The organism is Flavobacterium profundi, from assembly GCF_006491645.1.
Lineage (GTDB): Bacteria > Bacteroidota > Bacteroidia > Flavobacteriales > Flavobacteriaceae > Flavobacterium > Flavobacterium profundi.
In genome coordinates, this window is record NZ_VDCZ01000012.1 from 72,006 (window position 1) to 92,273 (window position 20,268).

Annotated in this window: 18 protein-coding genes; 9 read left to right on the top strand and 9 right to left on the bottom strand. The window is 30.3% G+C overall.

The window, feature by feature from the left end; translation table 11 throughout:
• Positions 1–12 precede the first annotated feature (12 nt).
• On the bottom strand, positions 13–4,071 hold the full coding sequence (locus FHG05_RS14765) for a DUF7948 domain-containing protein (protein ID WP_140998875.1): 4,059 nt from the start codon (positions 4,069–4,071) through the stop codon (positions 13–15).
• Between the two features lie 400 nt (positions 4,072–4,471).
• Between FHG05_RS14765 and FHG05_RS14770 the strand changes: the two genes are divergently transcribed.
• The 8 genes from FHG05_RS14770 to FHG05_RS14805 all read left to right on the top strand — a co-directional run bounded on the left by FHG05_RS14770 (position 4,472) and on the right by FHG05_RS14805 (position 13,136).
• Positions 4,472–4,816, top strand: a complete 345-nt coding sequence (locus FHG05_RS14770; protein ID WP_140998876.1) for a helix-turn-helix domain-containing protein — start codon at positions 4,472–4,474, stop codon at positions 4,814–4,816.
• A gap of 23 nt (positions 4,817–4,839) precedes the next feature.
• Positions 4,840–7,071: a B12-binding domain-containing radical SAM protein gene (locus tag FHG05_RS14775; RefSeq protein WP_140998877.1), complete on the top strand. Its 2,232-nt coding sequence runs from the start codon at positions 4,840–4,842 to the stop codon at positions 7,069–7,071.
• An 89-nt stretch (positions 7,072–7,160) separates the two neighbouring features.
• Positions 7,161–9,269: a response regulator gene (locus tag FHG05_RS14780; protein WP_140998878.1), complete on the top strand. Its 2,109-nt coding sequence runs from the start codon at positions 7,161–7,163 to the stop codon at positions 9,267–9,269.
• Positions 9,270–9,404: 135 nt separating this feature from the next.
• Positions 9,405–10,361, top strand: a complete 957-nt coding sequence (locus FHG05_RS14785) for an aldo/keto reductase (protein ID WP_140998879.1) — start codon at positions 9,405–9,407, stop codon at positions 10,359–10,361.
• Positions 10,362–10,419: 58 nt separating this feature from the next.
• The gene (locus FHG05_RS14790) at positions 10,420–11,565 is read left to right on the top strand and encodes a peptidoglycan endopeptidase (RefSeq protein ID WP_140998880.1); all 1,146 of its coding nucleotides are present in this window, start codon (positions 10,420–10,422) and stop codon (positions 11,563–11,565) included.
• A 151-nt stretch (positions 11,566–11,716) separates the two neighbouring features.
• Complete coding sequence (locus FHG05_RS14795; protein ID WP_140998881.1) at positions 11,717–12,082, top strand: DUF2200 domain-containing protein; 366 nt, start codon at positions 11,717–11,719, stop codon at positions 12,080–12,082.
• A gap of 15 nt (positions 12,083–12,097) precedes the next feature.
• Positions 12,098–12,646: a DUF1003 domain-containing protein gene (locus FHG05_RS14800; protein WP_140998882.1), complete on the top strand. Its 549-nt coding sequence runs from the start codon at positions 12,098–12,100 to the stop codon at positions 12,644–12,646.
• Positions 12,647–12,698: 52 nt separating this feature from the next.
• A complete protein-coding gene (locus tag FHG05_RS14805) occupies positions 12,699–13,136 on the top strand; it encodes a lipocalin family protein (RefSeq protein WP_140998883.1) in 438 nt (145 codons plus the stop codon).
• Between the two features lie 119 nt (positions 13,137–13,255).
• Here the strand turns inward: FHG05_RS14805 and FHG05_RS18450 are convergent, their stop codons facing one another.
• The 7 genes from FHG05_RS18450 to FHG05_RS14835 all read right to left on the bottom strand — a co-directional run bounded on the left by FHG05_RS18450 (position 13,256) and on the right by FHG05_RS14835 (position 18,717).
• Complete coding sequence (locus tag FHG05_RS18450; protein WP_157504276.1) at positions 13,256–13,420, bottom strand: hypothetical protein; 165 nt, start codon at positions 13,418–13,420, stop codon at positions 13,256–13,258.
• 152 nt (positions 13,421–13,572) lie between these two features.
• Positions 13,573–14,562 carry a metal-dependent hydrolase gene (locus tag FHG05_RS14810; protein WP_140998884.1) on the bottom strand — a complete coding sequence of 330 codons (990 nt, stop codon included), beginning with the start codon at positions 14,560–14,562 and terminating at the stop codon, positions 13,573–13,575.
• A gap of 129 nt (positions 14,563–14,691) precedes the next feature.
• Positions 14,692–14,925, bottom strand: a complete 234-nt coding sequence (locus tag FHG05_RS14815; RefSeq protein ID WP_140998885.1) for a 4a-hydroxytetrahydrobiopterin dehydratase — start codon at positions 14,923–14,925, stop codon at positions 14,692–14,694.
• Between the two features lie 40 nt (positions 14,926–14,965).
• Positions 14,966–15,925, bottom strand: a complete 960-nt coding sequence (locus FHG05_RS14820; RefSeq protein ID WP_140998886.1) for an L-threonylcarbamoyladenylate synthase — start codon at positions 15,923–15,925, stop codon at positions 14,966–14,968.
• Between the two features lie 4 nt (positions 15,926–15,929).
• Entirely contained in the window at positions 15,930–16,766 is an 837-nt protein-coding gene (locus tag FHG05_RS14825; protein ID WP_140998887.1) for a DUF6671 family protein, read from the bottom strand.
• Entirely contained in the window at positions 16,759–17,046 is a 288-nt protein-coding gene (locus FHG05_RS14830) for a hypothetical protein (protein ID WP_140998888.1), read from the bottom strand. The genes FHG05_RS14825 and FHG05_RS14830 overlap by 8 nt, the downstream gene beginning before the upstream one ends.
• A 234-nt stretch (positions 17,047–17,280) precedes the next feature.
• Positions 17,281–18,717 (bottom strand): NADP-dependent isocitrate dehydrogenase, encoded by a 1,437-nt coding sequence (locus FHG05_RS14835; RefSeq protein WP_140998889.1) that lies wholly within the window; start codon positions 18,715–18,717, stop codon positions 17,281–17,283.
• Positions 18,718–18,812: 95 nt separating this feature from the next.
• Between FHG05_RS14835 and FHG05_RS14840 the strand changes: the two genes are divergently transcribed.
• Positions 18,813–19,739 carry a LysR family transcriptional regulator gene (locus FHG05_RS14840; RefSeq protein ID WP_140998890.1) on the top strand — a complete coding sequence of 309 codons (927 nt, stop codon included), beginning with the start codon at positions 18,813–18,815 and terminating at the stop codon, positions 19,737–19,739.
• On the opposite strand, the gene FHG05_RS14845 is transcribed toward FHG05_RS14840, so the two are convergent.
• Positions 19,740–20,267, bottom strand: coding sequence for a hypothetical protein (locus FHG05_RS14845; RefSeq protein WP_140998891.1), 528 nt, complete (start codon positions 20,265–20,267; stop codon positions 19,740–19,742).
• Position 20,268: the final 1 nt, after the last annotated feature.

The window sequence follows — 20,268 nt, forward strand, 5'->3', positions numbered from 1 at the left end:
ATTGCCTTTTTTTTATCTCTTCAAACTAAAATGTCCTTTGTAAACTTTTCCATTTTCTCGAGTTACAGTAAACCAATAATCAGTAGAAGGAAGCATTTTGCCTAAATAAGTGCCATCCCAACCTTGAGTATTCGAACCTAATTCTTTTATGAATTTTCCATAACGATCAAAGATTTGAACTCTTAAATGGGGCTCGTTTTCTGAAAACTGAATTTTCCAAAAATCATTGTACCCGTCTCCATTAGGGGTAAAAAATTTTGGATACATGAATACGTATACAGTTTCTTTCACTTCACCACAACCATTTTTATCGTTAATGTATACGGTATACATCCCACTTTGTAGTCCATTAAAAACATTGCTTTCTTGGTAATGTATTCCGTCTAATGAATATTCATAATCACCAGTGCTACTTCCCGATAATAAAACAGTAATTGTATTTTCAGTATCGGTCCAATCAGAACTGATAATTTGAGTAATAGAACCAATATTAGATTGAACTACAGTAAAGTCTTTAGTGGTTGTACAGACTAATGTACCATGATTTTGAGTAACAGTAACTGAATAACTTCCAGGTTGAGAAACTACAATAGAAGGAGTCGTTTCATTAGTAGACCATAAATAAGAATCATAACCATTTCCAGCAGTAATAGTTATGGAAGAACCTTCACAAATAGGCATAATATCCGTAATGTTTACAATAGGGTTGCTATATAATGTAAGTTCTAATTCTACGATTTGGTGACACGTATTTGGGGAATCGATGCGTACATAAATGATTTGACTTCCAATAGTTAAATTATAATTACTAAAATTTATAATTTCTTCCTGATTCATTTCATTTTCAGCAGCATTTTCTGAAGTATAATACCGAAAAGTATTTCCAGTGGAACCAATTAAATAAGTATTGTAGTTCGCTAAGTTGAGTACTTCATGTCCATCATTTTGTGCATCACATAAGGACTCGGAATAATTCGTTGCATTTAAGGTATTAATTAAACTAATATGTATGGGTCTTTTAGGACTTTCACAACCATTAATAGTTTGTGTACAATAATATATTGTTTCATGTTGAAGAGGTGTTGAACTAGGTATTATTGTTCCACCCACAAAAGAATCATACCAAATTAAATTTACTCCTGTAACTTCAATATCATCGAGAGTTAAATTAGCAGATGCACAAAATGTTTGAGTAAGATACGCACCTGGTATTGCTGGAGAATTAACAATAGTTCTTATTCCAATTCTTTCACTTTCGCATCCATTAATAGTTTGACTCGCATAATAAGTCGTTGCATTATAGATAGAGGTAGAAGGAGATAAAGTTGTTCCACCAACTGAAGCACTATACCAAGTAATATTTTGACCCACAATTTGAATGTCGTTGATTGTTGGGTTATCTTGGAAACAAAATTGTTGTGCTAAATCGGCTACTGGTGGTGCTACTGATGTAATAACTATGTTTTGAGTTTGTGAACTAGTATTTCCATTGCCATCATCATAAAGCCAAGTAATAGTGTAATTTCCTGGATTGGTGTAACTAAGTGGATCAGTAGTAGTAGCTGTAATTGTTCCTGCACAATTATCTGTGGCAGTTGGATTAGTTAAGGTTGTATTACAATCTCCTGTTACAGTAGGTAAATTTTGAAGAGTAGGAATTGGAGCTTCCGAGTCACCAACTCTAACATCAATAATTATTGTATCATCACATCCTGTCGTAGAACCAGTAATAGCACAAGAATATTGACCGTTGTTTGCAATAGTTGCATTTGGGATAATTGGATTTTGTTCAGTTGAGGTAAAGCCATTTGGTCCTGTCCATGAATAGTTTATTCCGCCAGATGCTGTTAACTCTAAGTTTTCACCAATACAAATGGGTGCGTTTGAATTTGCAATTGTTATAGATTGACAATCTCGAAATTTTGCCAGAAATGAATCTAAATAATTGTTTGTATAAGGATTAGGTTGATGAGAATTTGTAGTTGAAATGCCCGTATTACTACCAGTTATTCCGTATAAATAAATGTCATTATTAGTATCTAAATATAATCGTCCTATTGTGTCTGGTCCAAGACCACCATAGTAAGTCCCCCATATTTTTTGTCCGAATGGGTCCAGTTTTATAATGTATGTGTCATGATTAGAGCTACTTATATTGGGTAAAAAGCCATTAGGAGTTGCTATATCTGAATTTAAATTAGTTTGACCTGAGAAAAAAACTTCATGGTTGTTATTCATTTTAACATCAGAGATATAACCATAAAAATAGGTGCCCCATATTTTTTCTTGAGTAACGTGGTTAAAATTTATTATAAATGGAGATTCACTAGGAGAGGTAGGGCTAGTTACTAAATTTTGAAAAATAGGGACTAATGAGTTTGTTGTAGCAATAGATGTTTGATTTTGTGTTAGCCCAAAAATACAAATAATATCACCTTTTAATTCGGCATTAAAAACAGAGCTATTGTCTGCTATATAGGTGCCCCAAATTCTATTTCCATCTAAATCAAATTTCACTATCATCCCTCCAAAAACTCCATTATTTGTGGTTTGGTATGTATCTGAAGTAGCAATATTAGTTTGACTACTATGAATACCAGTTGCAAATAAATAATCATCATTTGAAATTGATAAATTGGTAAAACTATCTGAACCTTCACCTCCGTAAAATGTGCCCCATATCCTATTTCCAGAGCCATTAAATTTAGCAATAAAAGCATCTGAACGATTTACGTTAGAATTATTTGAACTTTGATGCGCTCCAGGAGTTGAAAGTGCATCAGTGCTAAATGTTTCTCCTGATATATAAATATTATCATATGAATCAATACAAATAGCAAAGACTCGTTCACGTCCATTTCCTCCGTAATAAGTTCCCCATTGTTTAATTCCAAAATCATTTAATTTTACTAAAAAAAGATCTAAATTTGAATTTTTTATTGGTTGGAATGTTCCAGGAGTGCCTATATTTGTATTATATAGTTCTCTTCCAGCTAGATAAACATTGTTTTGACTGTCAACTTTTATATACGGAGATTGAATATTAGTTTGTCCAAAGTCGCTATAAAAATACGTCCCCCAAATTCGAATACCATTGGTGTCGAATTTTGTGATAAAAATATTCCAGCTTGCTATTAAACTTGATTGATGAGTTCCTAAAGTAGCAATATTTTGTATACTATTTGTAGTGCCAGAAATGTATACATCATTGTTTTGATTTGTGGTTAAAGTGGAAGGTAATTCATCTCCACTTCCTCCATAATAAGTCCCCCAAAGTCTTACAGGAACAGGGTCAATAACAATCACTTTATTAGAATGATTTATGTCACCATCAAAACCAAAAACATTCTTCTTAATTTTTTTATAATGTAATGCGATCTCTTTTTTAGCGTTTTTATCTTCAATCCAACTCAAAGGCAGCGTTTCTTCCATTTGTCCAAACCGTAGATGCATTCTAATCTTGTTATCAATTAATTCGGTTTTTCCGCCCTTAAATTGTAATTGAATATCAGAAACTTTTCCTCCAGGTTTTACAATAAAATTATACTCTACTACTTTTGTACTATCTTTTGGAATAAAAAAAACAACATCAATGTTAGTGTAAATGTTTTGATAGGTAACTTTTTGATATTTATGTACTTGGGTTTTCCCATCTGGAGCATGAGCCACATTGTAGTAATTGTCATAATCAGCAGATTTTTCCTCAGAAACGAGAGTAACGTTTTTATTCGAATTCAAAAAGTCAATATCAATTCTGTGAAAATTATACTTTAGGGAGTAATCAGGATTTTTTATTCCAGTATCAAAACTTGGGTTAGAACCTTTAAATTCTTTATCTTTTTTTGTTAATGGTAGGCGCTCTGTTTCATAAACATCATATGAAAAGCCCTTTTCTCTTAATTGAACATTTAATCCATTAGTATTTAATAGATATTTTACTTGAGAATTTTCTTTTCCTTTTTGATCAACAATTTGCCCTTTGTTTTCAATAAAACCAATAGAAGTTGTTTGTTTCTGAGCAAAAACAATACTTGTATTAATTAAAAAAACCAGAACATAAAATGCTTTCATAGACTAAATTTTAAAAACAATCTTGCAAAAATAGGGTTTAAAGAATAATAAATGAGGATCAAATAATTATTTTTAAATAATGAAGAAAAAAAAAGTAAAGAATAAACAATTGTAGGAACTCAATTTTAATTACACTACAATTATTTTTTATATCTTGCTATTTTATTTTTATATCTTACTATTTATTTTTTGTATCTTATTAGTAATTTTTCAGATATTAATTGGTATTTTTTATTTTAAATTATTTTGTATTTATAACTTGTTTTATTATTACTATTACTTAGTGTTTTATTAATGAAACTTGTTGTACTATTTTAAAAACAGGTTAATTTATTTCTATTTCTTGTTACTATAATACGATATCATATTATTTTTTTATTACTTTTGAAATAAAAACAACATGATTTATTTCAATTTTGCTCGCATTTTTAAACTGAAAGGTATAGCAAGACCTTTTACATATCTAACAAAGAACGGTTACTCAGCAGGATACGCCACCAAACTTACAAATAATAGAGTACAGGAAATAAACTTAGAGCGTCTAGAAAAGTTTTGCCGAGATTTTAATTGCACTCCAAACGATATTTTAGATTTTAAACCTTCTTCTAAAGACCCTATTCCAAAGGATCATGCACTACATACTCTTACCAAAAAAGAGATTGATAACGAGTTAATTAGTAAAATAAATGCTTTACCAGTAGATAAAATCCAACAAATACATAATATTCTAAAAGAGATGGAGTAATTTTGTCTTCTTTTTAATTGATAATGAAAGACATTCTTCTCATAACACCTCCTTTTACCCAACTGAATACACCGTATCCAGCAACAGCTTATTTAAAAGGATTTTTGAATACTAAGGAGATATCTTCTTTCCAAATGGATTTAGGAATAGAAGTGATTTTAGAATTATTTTCTAAATCTGGATTGACCAATATTTTTCAATACGCTTCCAAACAATCTAAAAAAGATTGGTCAGAGAATGCCCAACGTATTTTTACTTTACAAAATGAATATGCTAAAACCATAGATGCGGTGCTTGCATTTCTACAAGGGAAAAATGCTTCTTTGGCAAGGCAAATTTGTAGTGGTAATTTTTTGCCAGAAGCTTCACGATTTAACGCTTTTAATGAAGATGAAGAGGGTTTTACTTGGGCTTTTGGAGCCATGGGTATGCAAGATAAAGCCAAACATTTGGCTACGCTTTATTTAGAAGATATCTCAGATTTTATAGTGGAATGTGTCGATGCTAATTTTGGTTTTAGTCGCTATGCAGAACGATTAGGTAGAAGTGCCAATTCTTTTGATGAATTATACAACGAATTGCAAAAAGAACTTACTTACATCGATACTATAACTTTAAAACTTTTAAAGGAAAGAGTAGTAGCAGTAGACCCAAAATTAGTCTTGTTTTCTGTCCCTTTTCCAGGTAATTTGTATAGTGCTTTTCGATGTGCTCAATGGATTAAAAAAAATAATCCTGCTATTAAAATTGCAATGGGTGGAGGTTTCCCAAACACAGAACTAAGAGATGTAAAAGACAAACGCGTTTTTGAATTTTTTGATTTCATAACATTAGATGATGGGGAATTACCAGTAGAATTATTATATAATTTTGTCAGTTCGAGCGGAGTCGAGAACCAATTCAAACGTACCTTTCTTCTAGAAAAAGAGGAAGTAGTTTATAAGAATACGACTTTAAAAAAGGACTATAAACAAAGTGAAATTGGTACTCCTGATTATACAGATTTATTATTGAACCAATATATTTCAGTCATTGAAATTGCCAATCCCATGCACAGCTTATGGAGTGATGGTAGATGGAACAAGTTAACCATGGCACACGGTTGTTATTGGGGAAAATGTACATTTTGTGATATATCGCTTGATTATATTAAAGTGTACGAACCCATTGCTGCTAAACTTTTAGTGGATCGAATGGAAACATTAATTGCACAAACTGGAGAAACCGGTTTTCATTTTGTGGATGAAGCGGCGCCACCCGCTTTAATGCGTGAAGTAGCATTAGAAATCTTGAAGAGAAATTTGGTGGTAACCTGGTGGACAAACATACGCTTCGAAAAAAGTTTTACTTCCGATTTATGTTATTTATTAAAAGCTTCGGGTTGTATTGCAGTTTCTGGTGGTTTAGAAGTGGCTTCTGATCGTTTGTTGGAACTCATAAAGAAGGGTGTAACGGTAGAACAAGTAGCACAAGTTACTCGAAATTTTACGGTAAATGGCATTATGGTTCATGCTTATTTAATGTACGGCTATCCTACGCAAACCGTTCAAGAAACAGTAGATAGTTTGGAAATGGTGCGTCAACTTTTCGAATTAGGAATTATTCAATCGGGTTTTTGGCACCAATTTGCCATGACAGCTCATAGTCCTGTTGGACTCGACCCAGATGCCTTTGGAGTTATTCCACAACAAAATGGCACGAGCTTTAGCGAATTGGCGAAGCAAATTACTTTTGCAAACAATGATATCGCATTCAAAGATAAAACGGGTATTGATCATGAAAAATTTAGCTTTGGATTGAAAAAATCATTGTTCAATTATATGCATGGTGTTTGTTTTGATTATGAGTTGCAAGATTGGTTCGACTTTAAAATTCCAAAAACGACAATTGATCCTAATTTTATTTCCAATTGTTTGGAAAAAGAAGAAAATTTTGCTTTAAAATTAAACGCTAAAGTGATTTGGTTAGGAAATTTACCTGAAATAAAGCATTTTACCAAATCCAAAAAAGGAAAATCTTGGAAAATGATACAGTTCCTTTTTCACGATAAAAGCACTTCATTTGAAATCGTATTAGAAGAGGAAAAAGGGTTATGGTTGTATGATTTTTTTCAAAAAAATACACCTCAAAATAGTAATAAATTAACTTTAAATCAAATGAAATTGGATTATGAAACTAATTTCGATGACTTTGAGTTATTTTGGTATGCCAAATCCATGCAAATTATCCGAAATAATGGCTTATTAGTGTTGTAATTTCTTTTTCAATGTAAATTGAGATAATTTAGATATTTCTTTTTGAAATATTTAATTTTTTAACTAAGTTTATTGATTAAATTGATTATATGTCATTTACAACTGCTAGAAAAAACCTAAGAGTTACCACTTACTCTAAAGTAGTCTTTGTATTACTTGTAGTGTCGTTTGGATTTATCCTTCTTTTTACAGCATTGTTCTATTTTAATCAAAAGCAAGAAAAAGAATTTTATCAAACATCATCTTTAGGTTTAGAAAGAGAAATTAATGGCTTAATAGATTTAAATTCCGATTCCTATATTTCTTTAATTAATGAAATAACGTATTGGGATGATTTAGTGGATTTTGTACATACGAAAGATATCGAATGGTTTGATAATTCGGTTGTTTATTTAATTGATTCTTATAAAGTTGATTATATTGATGTATATACCATACAAGAAGAATTTGTAAGTAAGGCTTCTACAACCAAAATCAATTCTAAAAATTTTATTCCAAAAGAAGTATTTCCCAAACTTAAAAATGAAAAACTAATTAAATTTTATGCTAAAATTCCGGAAGGTATTGTAGCAGTTTATGGAGCTACCATTCACTCTTCAATAGATCCTTTTAAGAACAAGACCGCACCACAAGGCTACTTTTTTATTGCTAAATTATTAGACAAAAAATACTTTTTAAATATTCAAAATGTTAGTAGTGCCAAAGCAGAATTTTATGATCCTCAAAAGAAAATAGAAGCGAAAACGATTTACTATATTAAAGATTTAAAAGATATAAATGGCAACAAAATTACTTCTTTGTTTTTTCAAAGAGACGCTAAAGTAGATTTTTCAAATACAAGAAAGATACTTTATATTATGCTGATAGCGTTTTGTCTTTCCATATTAATTTTTTTCTATTATGCAAAAAAATGGGCGCAAAGACCTATACGTTTAATAAAAGAAGTTTTAGAAAAAGGCAATGTTTCAGCAATTGATTCTTTAAAAAGAATTAGAGGGGAATTCAGATACATTGGAAAACTCTTTGAACAAAATTTCAATCAGAAAATTCAGCTAGAGAAGACCAAAAAGAAAGCAGAAGAAAGTGATAAACTCAAATCGGCTTTCCTAATGAATCTTTCTCATGAAATACGAACTCCTATGAATGCAATTATGGGATTCTCGGATTTGTTATTAAAGAAAGATTTAAAAGAAAATGAAAAAGAGGAGTATCTGAAAATTATTCAAAAAAGCGGCAAAAATCTAATTGATATTATTGATGATTTAGTAGAAATGTCAAAAATAGATTCCGATTTAATCGAACCTAAATACAGCAGTATCGATTTAAAAAACATGATTCAAGCTACCTTTGAATCTATAAAAGTGACTGTTCCTTCTTATAAAAATATTGACTTTAAATTAATTACTCCCAAAGGGACTACAACTCAAAATGTAGTAACAGACGTAGTGAAATTGAACCAAGTAATTACAAATTTACTCACAAATGCCATTAAATTTACTGAGGAAGGTTTTATTGTATTGGACTACGAATTTGATTTAAAAAAGAATCAAATTCATTTCACGGTTAAAGATTCTGGAAAAGGAATTCCAGATGACTTACAAGAAACTATTTTTTCCAGATTTAATAAAGTCGATTTTATTTCGGATCAAGACAATAAAGGTTTAGGTTTAGGATTAGCTATTTCTAAAGCCTATATAGAAATGTTAGGAGGAAAAATTAGTCTAAAATCAGAAGTTGGAGTAGGTTCCACCTTTTCTTTTTCTATTCCTTTGTTATTTGATTCTGAAACGGTACATGAAGCTGAACCAATTTATGAAAATATAAGTCTTGGTGATGAAGAGATTATCTTAGTTGCTGAAGATGATAATATCAATTATTTGTTGATAGAAAAATTGTTAAAACTGTTGAATTTTAAAGTGGTAAGGGCCAAAAACGGACAAGAAGCTGTTGAGATATGTAAACAAAATAAGGAAGTGGATCTAATTTTAATGGATATCAAAATGCCAAGCGTAGATGGTCATGAAGCATTTACCAAAATTAGAGAGTTCAATAAAGACATTCCTATAGTAGCGCAAACATCTTATTCTTTTCCTGAGGAAATTGAAAAAATTAACAAAACAGGCTTTAATGACTTTATTTCTAAACCTATTGATAAAGATAAACTCTACATCATTATTCGAAAATACATTCAAAAATAAGTGAGAAATCAAAACAAACAATCTTTTTGTTTCTTTTTTACCATTTGATTCCTAAATTTGTAAAAAGGATGCTCACTACTAACAAGTTTAATTTGTTAAGATGTTATTGAAAATCCATGTATTAAAATTACTTGCATGAAATACAATAGGTGTGGTAAAAGTGGTTTGTTATTACCTCAAATTTCTTTAGGATTGTGGCATAATTTCGGTTCTGTAGATCGTTTCGAAAATGCTCAACATATTGCTTTAACCGCTTTCGATAAAGGAATTACTCATTTTGATTTAGCCAATAATTATGGACCAGTTCCTGGTTCAGCTGAAGAAAATTTTGGTAAAATAGTTCAAAATAACTTCAATGGATTCTTAAGAGACGAATTAGTCATTACGACCAAAGCTGGATTTAAAATGTGGGAAGGCCCTTATGGAGAATGGGGCTCTAGAAAGTACTTAATTTCAAGTTTAAACCAAAGTCTAAAAAGAATGAATTTAGAATATGTCGATATATTCTATTCTCATAGACCAGATCCTAATACTCCAATAGAAGAAACCATGTCTGCCTTAGATTATGCCGTTCGTTCTGGAAAAGCTATATATGCAGGTATTAGTAATTACAATGCGGAAGAAACGAAAAAAGCAGTGGCTATTTTAAAACAACTTGGAACACCTTGTATTGTTCACCAAGCAAAATATTCATTATTGGATCGTTGGGTTGAAGATGGATTGCTCGATATTTTGGATAGCAAAGGAATGGGTTGTGTTGCTTTTTCTCCTTTGGCACAAGGTTTGTTGACTACTAAGTATTTAAAAGGGATTCCTGAAAATTCAAGAGCAGCAAATCCTAATGGACATTTGCAATCTTCAGAAATTACAGAAGATAAAATCAAAAAGATTAATGCGTTACATGAAATAGCTTTAGAAAGAGGACAAACTTTAGCACAAATGGCTATTGCATGGCTGCTCAAAAAAGAAACGATTACTTCGGTAATTATAGGTGCCAGTTCCGTAAATCAATTGTTGGATAATTTAGGAAGTTTGGATAAATTAGCCTTTTCTAATCAAGAGTTACAACAGATAGAAAATATATTAAAATAAATCACGTTACTATTCGTTGACAAACAGAAAGAACAGAAAGTATAAAAGGTCATAAAAGATGAATAAATTAAAAGTAGTTTTCTTTTTTTTATTACTAATACATAATTTAGCTTTTGGACAAGCTTCATTTGAGCATAAAGTAGCTTCGGGTGAAACCATGTATGCTATAGCGAGAAAATACAATACTACTGTTGCTGTTCTTTATCAACTCAATCCTAAATTAAAAGACAAAACCTTACAGGTTAATGCAGTAGTAAAAGTGCCTTCCAAAAAAGAGATCGAGAAGGATGTTAGTACAACTCAAGAAGAGAGTGTTGTTTCAGAATTTCATACTGTTACTAAAGGAGAGTCTTTTTACAGCATTTCAAAAAAATACAATTTAACCCTAGCCGATTTAGAAGCTTTAAACCCAAAAATAAAGCCTAAAAAACTCAAAGAAGGTGTTGTTTTAAAAATAGTAAAAGAAGATCCAAAAAATCTCGGAGAACAGCAAGAAACTACAGTAATTGTCGTTGATGTGAATCAAGAAAATGAAGAAGTTATTCCAAAAAATATTCCTTTAGAAATTAAAGATAATGCTTCGTTTACGATTTTGCACACCATTAAACGTAAAGAAACGAAGTATGGCGTTGCTAAATTATATGGAATTAGTATTCGTGAATTAGAAGCGTTAAATCCTAATTTACCCTCCGATTTTCCTGTTGGTTATGAATTAATCATCAAAAAAGATGCGGTAAATGAAACAACAGTAGCTTCCAATACGGAATTATCTTATGAGGAAGAAGATGCTGTCGATAAAATGTCTAAAGATTTTATGTCAAAAGCAGATTTGTTAGTAGAAAAAGCTTCTGAATATATTGGAATACGTTATAAGTATGGTGGCGATACACCTAAAGGGTTTGATTGTTCCGGATTAATGTGTACTACTTTTAAAGAAATAGATTTAAGTTTGCCAAGAACTTCTTCTGCACAAGCTACTTATGGAGAAAAAGTTAAAATGAAAGATTCTCAAAAAGGAGATTTGATTTTTTTTGCAACCGGAAGAAAAAATCGTATTTCTCATGTGGGTTTAATCACAGAAGTGAATGAAGATGAAATTAAATTCATACATGCGTCAACTTCATCAGGTGTAATGATTTCTTCTAGTAAAGAACCGTATTATGCTTCTAGAATTATTCAAGTAAATCGCGTTTTAAACCAATAATTTTACATTTTCACGCTATTAATTTTTTTCTGAAAAGGGATACATGTCTTATCTTTTTTTTCAGGTTATCTCTTTTTACATTTTATATAAAGTTGTAGCTTTGATAATGTGCTATCATTTTCCAAAATTGAAATTATAAAATAAATTTTCTATGAGTACTTCACCAGAACACGATCAAAAAATTGCCAAATTAACTCTAGCTTCTGTTTGGCCACATTATATTACAAAAGTTGAAAAAAAAGGGAGGTCAATTCAAGAACTTTACGAAGTGGTTACATGGTTGACTGGATATTCCCAAGAAGAGATAGACCAGCGCATGGCGGAAAAAGAAACTTTTGAAATTTTTTTTAAGGAAGCCAAATTAAATCCGAATGCCAGTTTGATTACAGGTGTAATTTGTGGGTATCGAATTGAAGAAATACAAACTCCTTTAACACAGCAAGTACGCTATTTGGATAAATTAGTGGATGAGTTAGCGAAAGGTAAGAAAATGGGAAAAATATTGAGAGTTAGCTAATGTAATAAATAATTTATGGATCCAGATATCGAAAATTTGCTTACCGCTGAAAATGAGCATATTGTTAAACTTCAAGAAATTGTAAAAAAAACGATGGAAGATGAAAACCTAATCATTCAAAACCTATTAAATCCACCCAAAGAGATTGTCACCAGAGGACAAAATATTTCAGATAAAGTAGCACGTTTTGGAGGTAGTTGGGTTTTTATTATTTCCTTTTTATTGCTTTTGACCGTTTGGATACTCTTTAATGTTTTGGTACCAAAAGGAGACGAATTTGATCCTTATCCATTTATTCTAATGAATTTGGTCTTGTCTTGCGTCGCTGCTTTACAAGCACCCATTATCATGATGAGTCAGAATAGGCAAGAAGAAAAGGATAGAAAAAGAAGTGAAAATGATTATCTCATCAATTTAAAAGCAGAGTTAGAAGTAAGAGCTTTAAATCAGAAATTAGATGTGTTGGTGCAAGAACAAATTAAAGTGCTTTTTGAAAGTCAAGCCAAACAAATGGAAATTTTAAAAGAAATACAAGTTGAAATAGTGAAGAGAAAAGAAAAATAATATTTTTTACGCAACCTTTTATAAAAAACAAGTCTTATAAGAAACATTAAATATGAAAAAAATAGTTCTTATTGTGTTGTTTACTTTATCCTCACTACTTTTTTATAGCTGTTCTAAAAATGAGGAAGTTATTGAGGTTTCAGATTTTAGTTTAGAAGGAACTTGGGAATTAGTTGAAATATATAGAGATTCGGGTAATGGTGTAAGTACATGGGATTCTGTTGATGAGGGCTATGAGTATACTTTTTTTGCAGATGGAAGCTTTCAATCTAACAGGTTTACATCTTGTTTTAGCGGGAATTACACTTTATTAGGCGACGAATTAAAATTAATTTATGATTGTCCAGGTTTTAATACACAACTGGGAAATACAGAAGATACATTCATTGAAACTATTTCTTGGGAAGCTAATACAATTATTTTAGTTCCAACTTATTTAGACTGTACTGAAGGATGTGGATGGAAATTCAAAAAAACAATTATTCCATAAACGAATAGTTAAACTTAAGGTTATTAAATAAAAATCCTATTATTCCAAAGAGTAATAGGATTTTTTAAAAAATGGTTAGTTATTACAGTAAATTAATCCTTATGTAGACACACAGAGATTTATATTTTAACATTATTTAATGGTGAAATTCCTTGACTGGTTGATTTAATATCTAAAATTGAATAACTATATGGAGTAATAGTTTCTATACCAATTTGAGAAAAGAACATAATAGTTACTAATAAAACAAATACATTTAGAAGAATTACTTTGTATGGTTTCATATGTTTTAAAAACTTGGGTTCTTATTTAATTTATTTGTGGTTAAAAACAGTAATTCGGTGTAAATATATAAAAAAAAGTGAATGAAATGTTAAAAAAGTACATTTTTTCTGTAATGAATTTATATCAGCGTTTGCAAAAAAGGAGCTTTTAATTAATTTCCTTTTATTCTTATGAAAAGTTTTTCTAATAATTCTGCGTAATTATCAGGTTGCTTTTGAGCCAAAGTATAAGTACCGTCTTTTTCAAATTCTAATGGGAAGAAAAATTCTGCTTGTTCATTTTTTATGGAGATGGGACCAAATTTTGTTCCGTAAATCATCATTTTTCCATTTTCTTCACGAGCCAATGCATAACCTTCCGTAAAATTAAAGAAAGGTTCTAATGCTTTAATTTTTTGTTTGCTTTCTAAAAAAGAGACATTACTTTTCTCGTAATGAAAGTCCAATGTGTTTTTTGAATCTAACAAACTATAATCTGAAAAATAAAAGCCTTCATTGGTTTTAACAATGCCTTGCCAAAGAATGGTGTTAAAAGGAGTGGGAACAATTTTTAATTGAGTATAGTCTATGTTTTGTCTTTCCAATTCTTTTTTAAAATGATGACGCACATATAAATTGGTACACAATCCAAATACTAAATAAGCGGTAGATAGTAGCAAAGACCATTGAATCACTAAAGTTCTTTTAGGATTCGAGTTTTTCATGAAGAGCAAAACCATACATCCAATTAATAACCAAATGGTGTATAATGGATCAATCACAAAAACATTATCTAAACTGTAAAAAGATTTGCTTAAAGGATATAAAATACGCGTTCCATAGGTAGTGCAAATATCTAATAGAGGATGTGTAAATAAAGCCAAAAATGATGCCCAAAACCAAGAAAGATAAGAGGTTTTATATTTGTAAGAAAACCATTTAGCGAAGAGTAAACTCAAGACCAAGGAAAAAAATATAGAGTGTGAAAAAGCTCTGTGAATGGCTAATTGTTGAATAGGGTCAAAAAAGGAATTCAGTAGCACATCTAAATCAGGGATGGTACCTAGAATAGCACCATAAAGTAAAGCTTTTTTGCCAATTTCTTTGTCTTTTACCAATGCAAATGTTGCTGCTCCTAAAACAATTTGTGATAATGAATCCATAATCTGGAGTTAGTAATTATACTTTTTCAATTTCACAAATGTAAGGCAATACCTTAATATGCCCTAGTTTGTCATTGACAAATTAAAGTTAAAATTATAATAGTCAAAAATAATAAAAGGTAGCGGGTTTTAAGCTACTAATTGATGAATCTGTTCCGCTAATTTTCTGTCTTTTTCTGTAATCATGTTTCCTGCATCGTGAGTGGTAAGCGTAATCTCAACTTTATTGTACACATTTTTCCATTCAGGATGATGATTCATTTTTTCTGCTAAAAAAGCCACTTTAGTCATAAAAGCGAAAGCTTCTATAAAATTTTTAAATTCAAAGCTTCGCTGTAAACTATTGTCAATTTCTTTCCACATGTTTTTGTTTTTTGGTATTATAAAAATAGTTATTTATTTTTTAAAGTTTGCATGAAGCCCTTTTTAATCGGTCATTAATAGCTTTACCTTGTTCTTTTTCAGGAAATAAATGAGTTATAATAGCATCATACTTTTTAGAATCTATATGAATTAATGTTCTATATAAGTTTTTTGCTGCTTCATTTAAATCCCTTTTTTCTGAAAGTAAGTAAGAAGTTTTAATTTTAGGATGTCTATTTTTTTTATTAAAGCCTAAATAAGCAATACTAGATAAAGAAGTTTCTTCTAAAAAAGTATTTAAATTATCAATTATATACAAAGGAATTTTTGGTGCATAATGTTTGGAAAACATACCTGGTGCAGCCGGTAAATTATTTGCATTATTTTTGATTTTAATTTGACCAACAACTTTTTCTATTGTTTCAACTGATAAAGCACCCAATCGATACAAAACAGGCTCCTTATTTTCAAAACCAATTATAGTAGATTCAAGCCCTTTTTTACATTCACCACCATCTAAAATAAAAGGGATTTCACTCTCAAAATAACCTTTAACGTGATTGGCATTTGTTGGACTAACTCTATTAGAAGGATTAGCACTTGGAGCTGCAAGAGGAAAAGATAAGCAATTTAATAATTGTAAAGTCATCTCATGTGCTGGAACACGAAGTGCAACAGTATCTTTATAGGCACTAATATAAGAAGGAATTTTTTCAGATTTAGGTAAAACTAAAGTTAAAGGTCCTGGCCAAAATCTTTCTGCTAGTAATAAAGCTTTTTCTGATGCATCAAAAGTATATTGAGCCAATTCATCTTTAGACTTAATGTGAACTATTAAAGGATTCGTTAAAGGCCTCTTTTTAATACTATAAATGGAACGTATAGCAGATTCATCATAAATATTCGCAGCTAACCCATAAACCGTTTCTGTAGGAATAGCTATAATTTTGCTTTGTTCTAGATACTTTTTAGCTTCAAGAATGTTGGTACTAATTTTCATACTATTAAGGATTACAATAATTACAGTACATAGGTACTTCTACTTCTTTTTGATGAGGAAAAAAAGATTCTTTTTCAAAAGCACATTTTTTACATTTATAAACCCAGGATAATGTAGATTTCGTAGGTAAATTACAAGAAGAACAACGCAAACCAGGTTTTACAATCGCAATATCAAATCCAGGTGTTTTACAAGAAGGACAACAAGATTGTATTTTAGAAATTAATTGTTGAGTGGCTTTTTTGATTATTTGCATCCTGCTAGGATTCATATGAGCACGCATATCAGTTTCTACATGAACTTTTGAAAAATTATCTTTTAAATATTCAAATTGGTTTATTAAATCTTTTTCTGACTGAATTCCTTTATAGATAAGTGTGGGCTTTTTCTCGGAAGATTTAAGAATTAAAGCATGTGTTGGAAAACAAGCTTTTTCAGCAAAAGCAAGTAATTCTTGCAAATTAGTAATTGTTTCGCCTCCAAAATTAGTAGCAGTAGACAACTCTTTAGCTACAATTTCTAAGTTGTTCTTTAAATCTAATAGCATAATAAACTCTTCATCAGCTGCTGAAAAAAACAAAGTAGGATGCATTCCAAAAGATCCTTCACTACCAAGAACTAAATCACATTGATGTAATTTTGCTGTTCTAATACATTTTTCTCTTAAAGTATCTAATGCAGTTGATGTTCTTTCTATTTCACCAGAAAAAGTACCTAAGGAATCAGTATTAAATAAAGTATTAGTGAAACAAGTTACTCCTATTTCTTTTTCTAAAATAGGAGCTATAACTTGTTCTTTTTTATGCTGAGTGGCAATAACTAATTTTCTTCCTTTAAACATGATTCTGCATCACTTTAATACTAATTATACCATCTATTTGAACGGAATTACCTTCTTCAAATTGTTGATTCATAAATTGAATTACTTTTTCTCTAGCTTGATTGAGTTCTTCAATTCTATTTTCCGAATAGGTAATACTTCCAGCATTTCTTTCGCTAATACTAAATGCTTGTTGTTGATGGTATTTTATTTTACTATTCAATAAACTGAAAAGCACTTCTTTAGCTTCTTCTAGATTAAATGTTCCTTTTACTAATTGGAATTCAATAGCTTCTTTCATTGTTTTGATTTTTTGGGATTGTTAGAAAAAATCATGATTATGTTTAAATTGTATAAAATCAATAAACTAATAATGAAATGTTCTTTAATGGTTTTTGTAACATTGGATTGGATGCCAACTATGGATACTGACAAGATTACCAAAGTCAAGATTATTATTTTATATTTCATATCATTTTTATAATTTGTATCGATAACTACCCGACTATAAATTAGGAGTCGGGTAGTTTTAGTTTTATTGACCTTGGCCTAAAGAATAAGCTTGTATACCATCAAACTCATACAAATTTTCTGTTTTAATAACATCTATCTTAGCTTCGTGTGCACGTGTTAAAAGTGTAAGAATTTGATTTTTAAACATCACTTTGCCCTTTGTCGGTTTAAATCTACATCTCCAATGATCTGTACAATAAGTTTCTTCAAAGCCATTGGGCCATACTTTGATACCTCTATTTGTTATCATTGTTAATTCTTTGTTTTCCGTATTAATTCCTTGCATAATTCTAGCAATTTCATTTGGATCAGTTCCATTCCAATGCACAAACAAATCAATTCCGACTAATACTTTTTCTTGTGGTGTTTTTTTAATGTATTTTGGGAGATGAAGTACAGCATCTTTTGCATAGTTGACTGCTTTTAATTGTATAGGACGTTTGCCTAGATTTTCGATTACTGCTTGAGCAAATTCTTTTGTTCCTACCTTTTTTGTACTTACATTTTCGTTAAAGATGTCATAGGTGTGAATCCCATCTTCAATAGTTTTCAACCAAGCATTTTGAATTTTTTCAGCAATTTCGGTTTGTCCAATGTGCGACAACATCATGATGGCACCTTGTAGAAGACCTGAAGGGTTTGCCATATTTTGACCTGCTCTTCTCGGTGCCGAACCATGAATTGCTTCAAACATAGCACATTCTTCGCCTATATTTGCAGAACCTGCTAATCCTACAGAACCTGCTATCTGTGCCGCTACATCTGAAAGCACATCACCATACAAATTTAAAGTAACTATCACATCAAAAACGTCAGGGGTATCAGCCATTTTTGCTGCACCTATATCAATAATCCAATGTTCATTTTCAATTTCAGGATATTCTAAAGCAATTTCATCAAATACTTTGTGAAATAAGCCGTCAGTTTGTTTCATAATATTGTCTTTAGTGAAGCAGGTAACCTTTTTTCTTCCATTTACTCGCGCATATTCGAATGCGTATCGAATAATTTTTTCACAACCTGGTCTGCTAATTAATTTCAAGCATTGTACTACTTCATCTGTTTGCTGGTGCTCAATTCCAGCATATAGATCTTCTTCATTTTCTCTTACAATTACGATATCCATATGCGGATGTTTCGTTTCAACAAAAGGATGTAAGCTTGTGCAAGGTCTTACATTGGAATACAATCCTAAAAATTTACGAGTCGTTACATTTAGACTTTTATAGCCACCACCTTGAGGAGTAGTTATTGGAGCTTTTAGAAAAATTTTATTTTTTCTAATGATATCCCAAGATTCATTGGCAATACCTGAAGTATTTCCACTTAAGTATACTTTTTCGCCAATTTCGATTTCGTCAATTTCTAATTGAGCTCCTGCAGCTTTTAAAATGTTTAAGGTAGCATCCATAATTTCTGGACCAATTCCGTCTCCTTTTGCAACTGTAATTCGTGTCATAATAAATTGTTTTTTTAAAATTAACAGGGCAAATGTCGAAACAAATAATTATAAATTTTTATTTATATTTGTAATGTTTAATATAAAAAATATTTATGAATTATACTTTACATCAGTTGCAAATATTCTTAAAAATTGTAGAAACAAAGAGTATCACTAAAGCAGCTGAAGAATTGCATTTGACACAACCAGCGGTTTCTATTCAATTGCGTAATTTTCAGGATCAATTTGAAATTCCATTAACAGAAATTATTGGAAGACAACTATACATAACTGATTTTGGGAATGAAATTGCTACTATTGCCAAAAGAATTAATAAGGAAATTCAAGAGATTTCATTTAAAACACTAGCTTATAAAGGGTATTTAACTGGTACATTAAAAATATCAGTAGTTTCGACAGGAAAATATATCATTCCTTACTTTTTATCTGATTTTTTAAAAAGACATCCTGGTATCGAATTGCAATTGGATGTTACTAATAAGTCTAAAGTTATTCAAAGTTTAGAAAATAATGAAGTAGATTTTGCATTGGTTTCCATTTTACCAGAATCAATATCTGTCTTTAATGAAGAATTAATGCAGAATAAATTATTTTTAGTTGCCAATAAGGATTTTAGTATTCCACAAAAGGGGTTACAAATTAATGATTTGACAAAATATGCAATTATTTATAGAGAGAAAGGTTCGGGTACACGTTTTACCATGGAACGTTTTTTTGAAAAGCATAATATTATCATAAATAATACATTAGAATTAACTTCAAATGAAGCTGTCAAACAAGCTGTTATAGCAGGTTTAGGGTTGTCTATTATGCCGTTAATTGGTATAAAAAACGAGCTTCAAAAAGGAGATTTACAAATTATTCCTTTAAAAAAATTGCCTTTAATGACTACTTGGAATCTAATTTGGCAATCTCAAAAATCGATATCACCTATTGCCAAAGAATATCTAAAATTCATAAAAGAAGAAAAACAAAAAATTATCCATGCAACTTTTAATTGGTATGAAGACTACAGCTAATTAGCGTAACCAAAAATGAAATTCACGTTCCATTTCTTGTTTGAAATGTTTTACAGAAGATTTAATTATAAAAAAGGGAATACCTATCATAAATGCAGCGTGTACAATAAGAAAAGGAATAGGTAAAAATGCGAAATTAGTATCTTTAAAGGATATCACTAAAAGTATAGTAAAACCGAATAAATATGAAAATACGATAAATACAAAGAAAAATTTCATAAAAGGAGTGATGCCATTTATTTCAATATCTAATTTGATATCGTTTATATTCTCTATTATTTTACCAGTTGCAATAGGGCTTTGTCTTCTATTATTGAAAAGTTGTTGTTTCTTTTGAATTTTAAAAGTTGAATTATCAAGGTTACCTTTGTATAATTTTGTACCGCCTGAAAAAGCTTCAAAAGGACTAAAAGACAAATTTGATGGTTCAACATTTTCTTTAAACTTTTCAATAAATGTAGCTTTATTACAATTTAATTTCAAGCTTAAGGTATCAATAAGCATGTATTTTCTTAGAAATGAATCCATT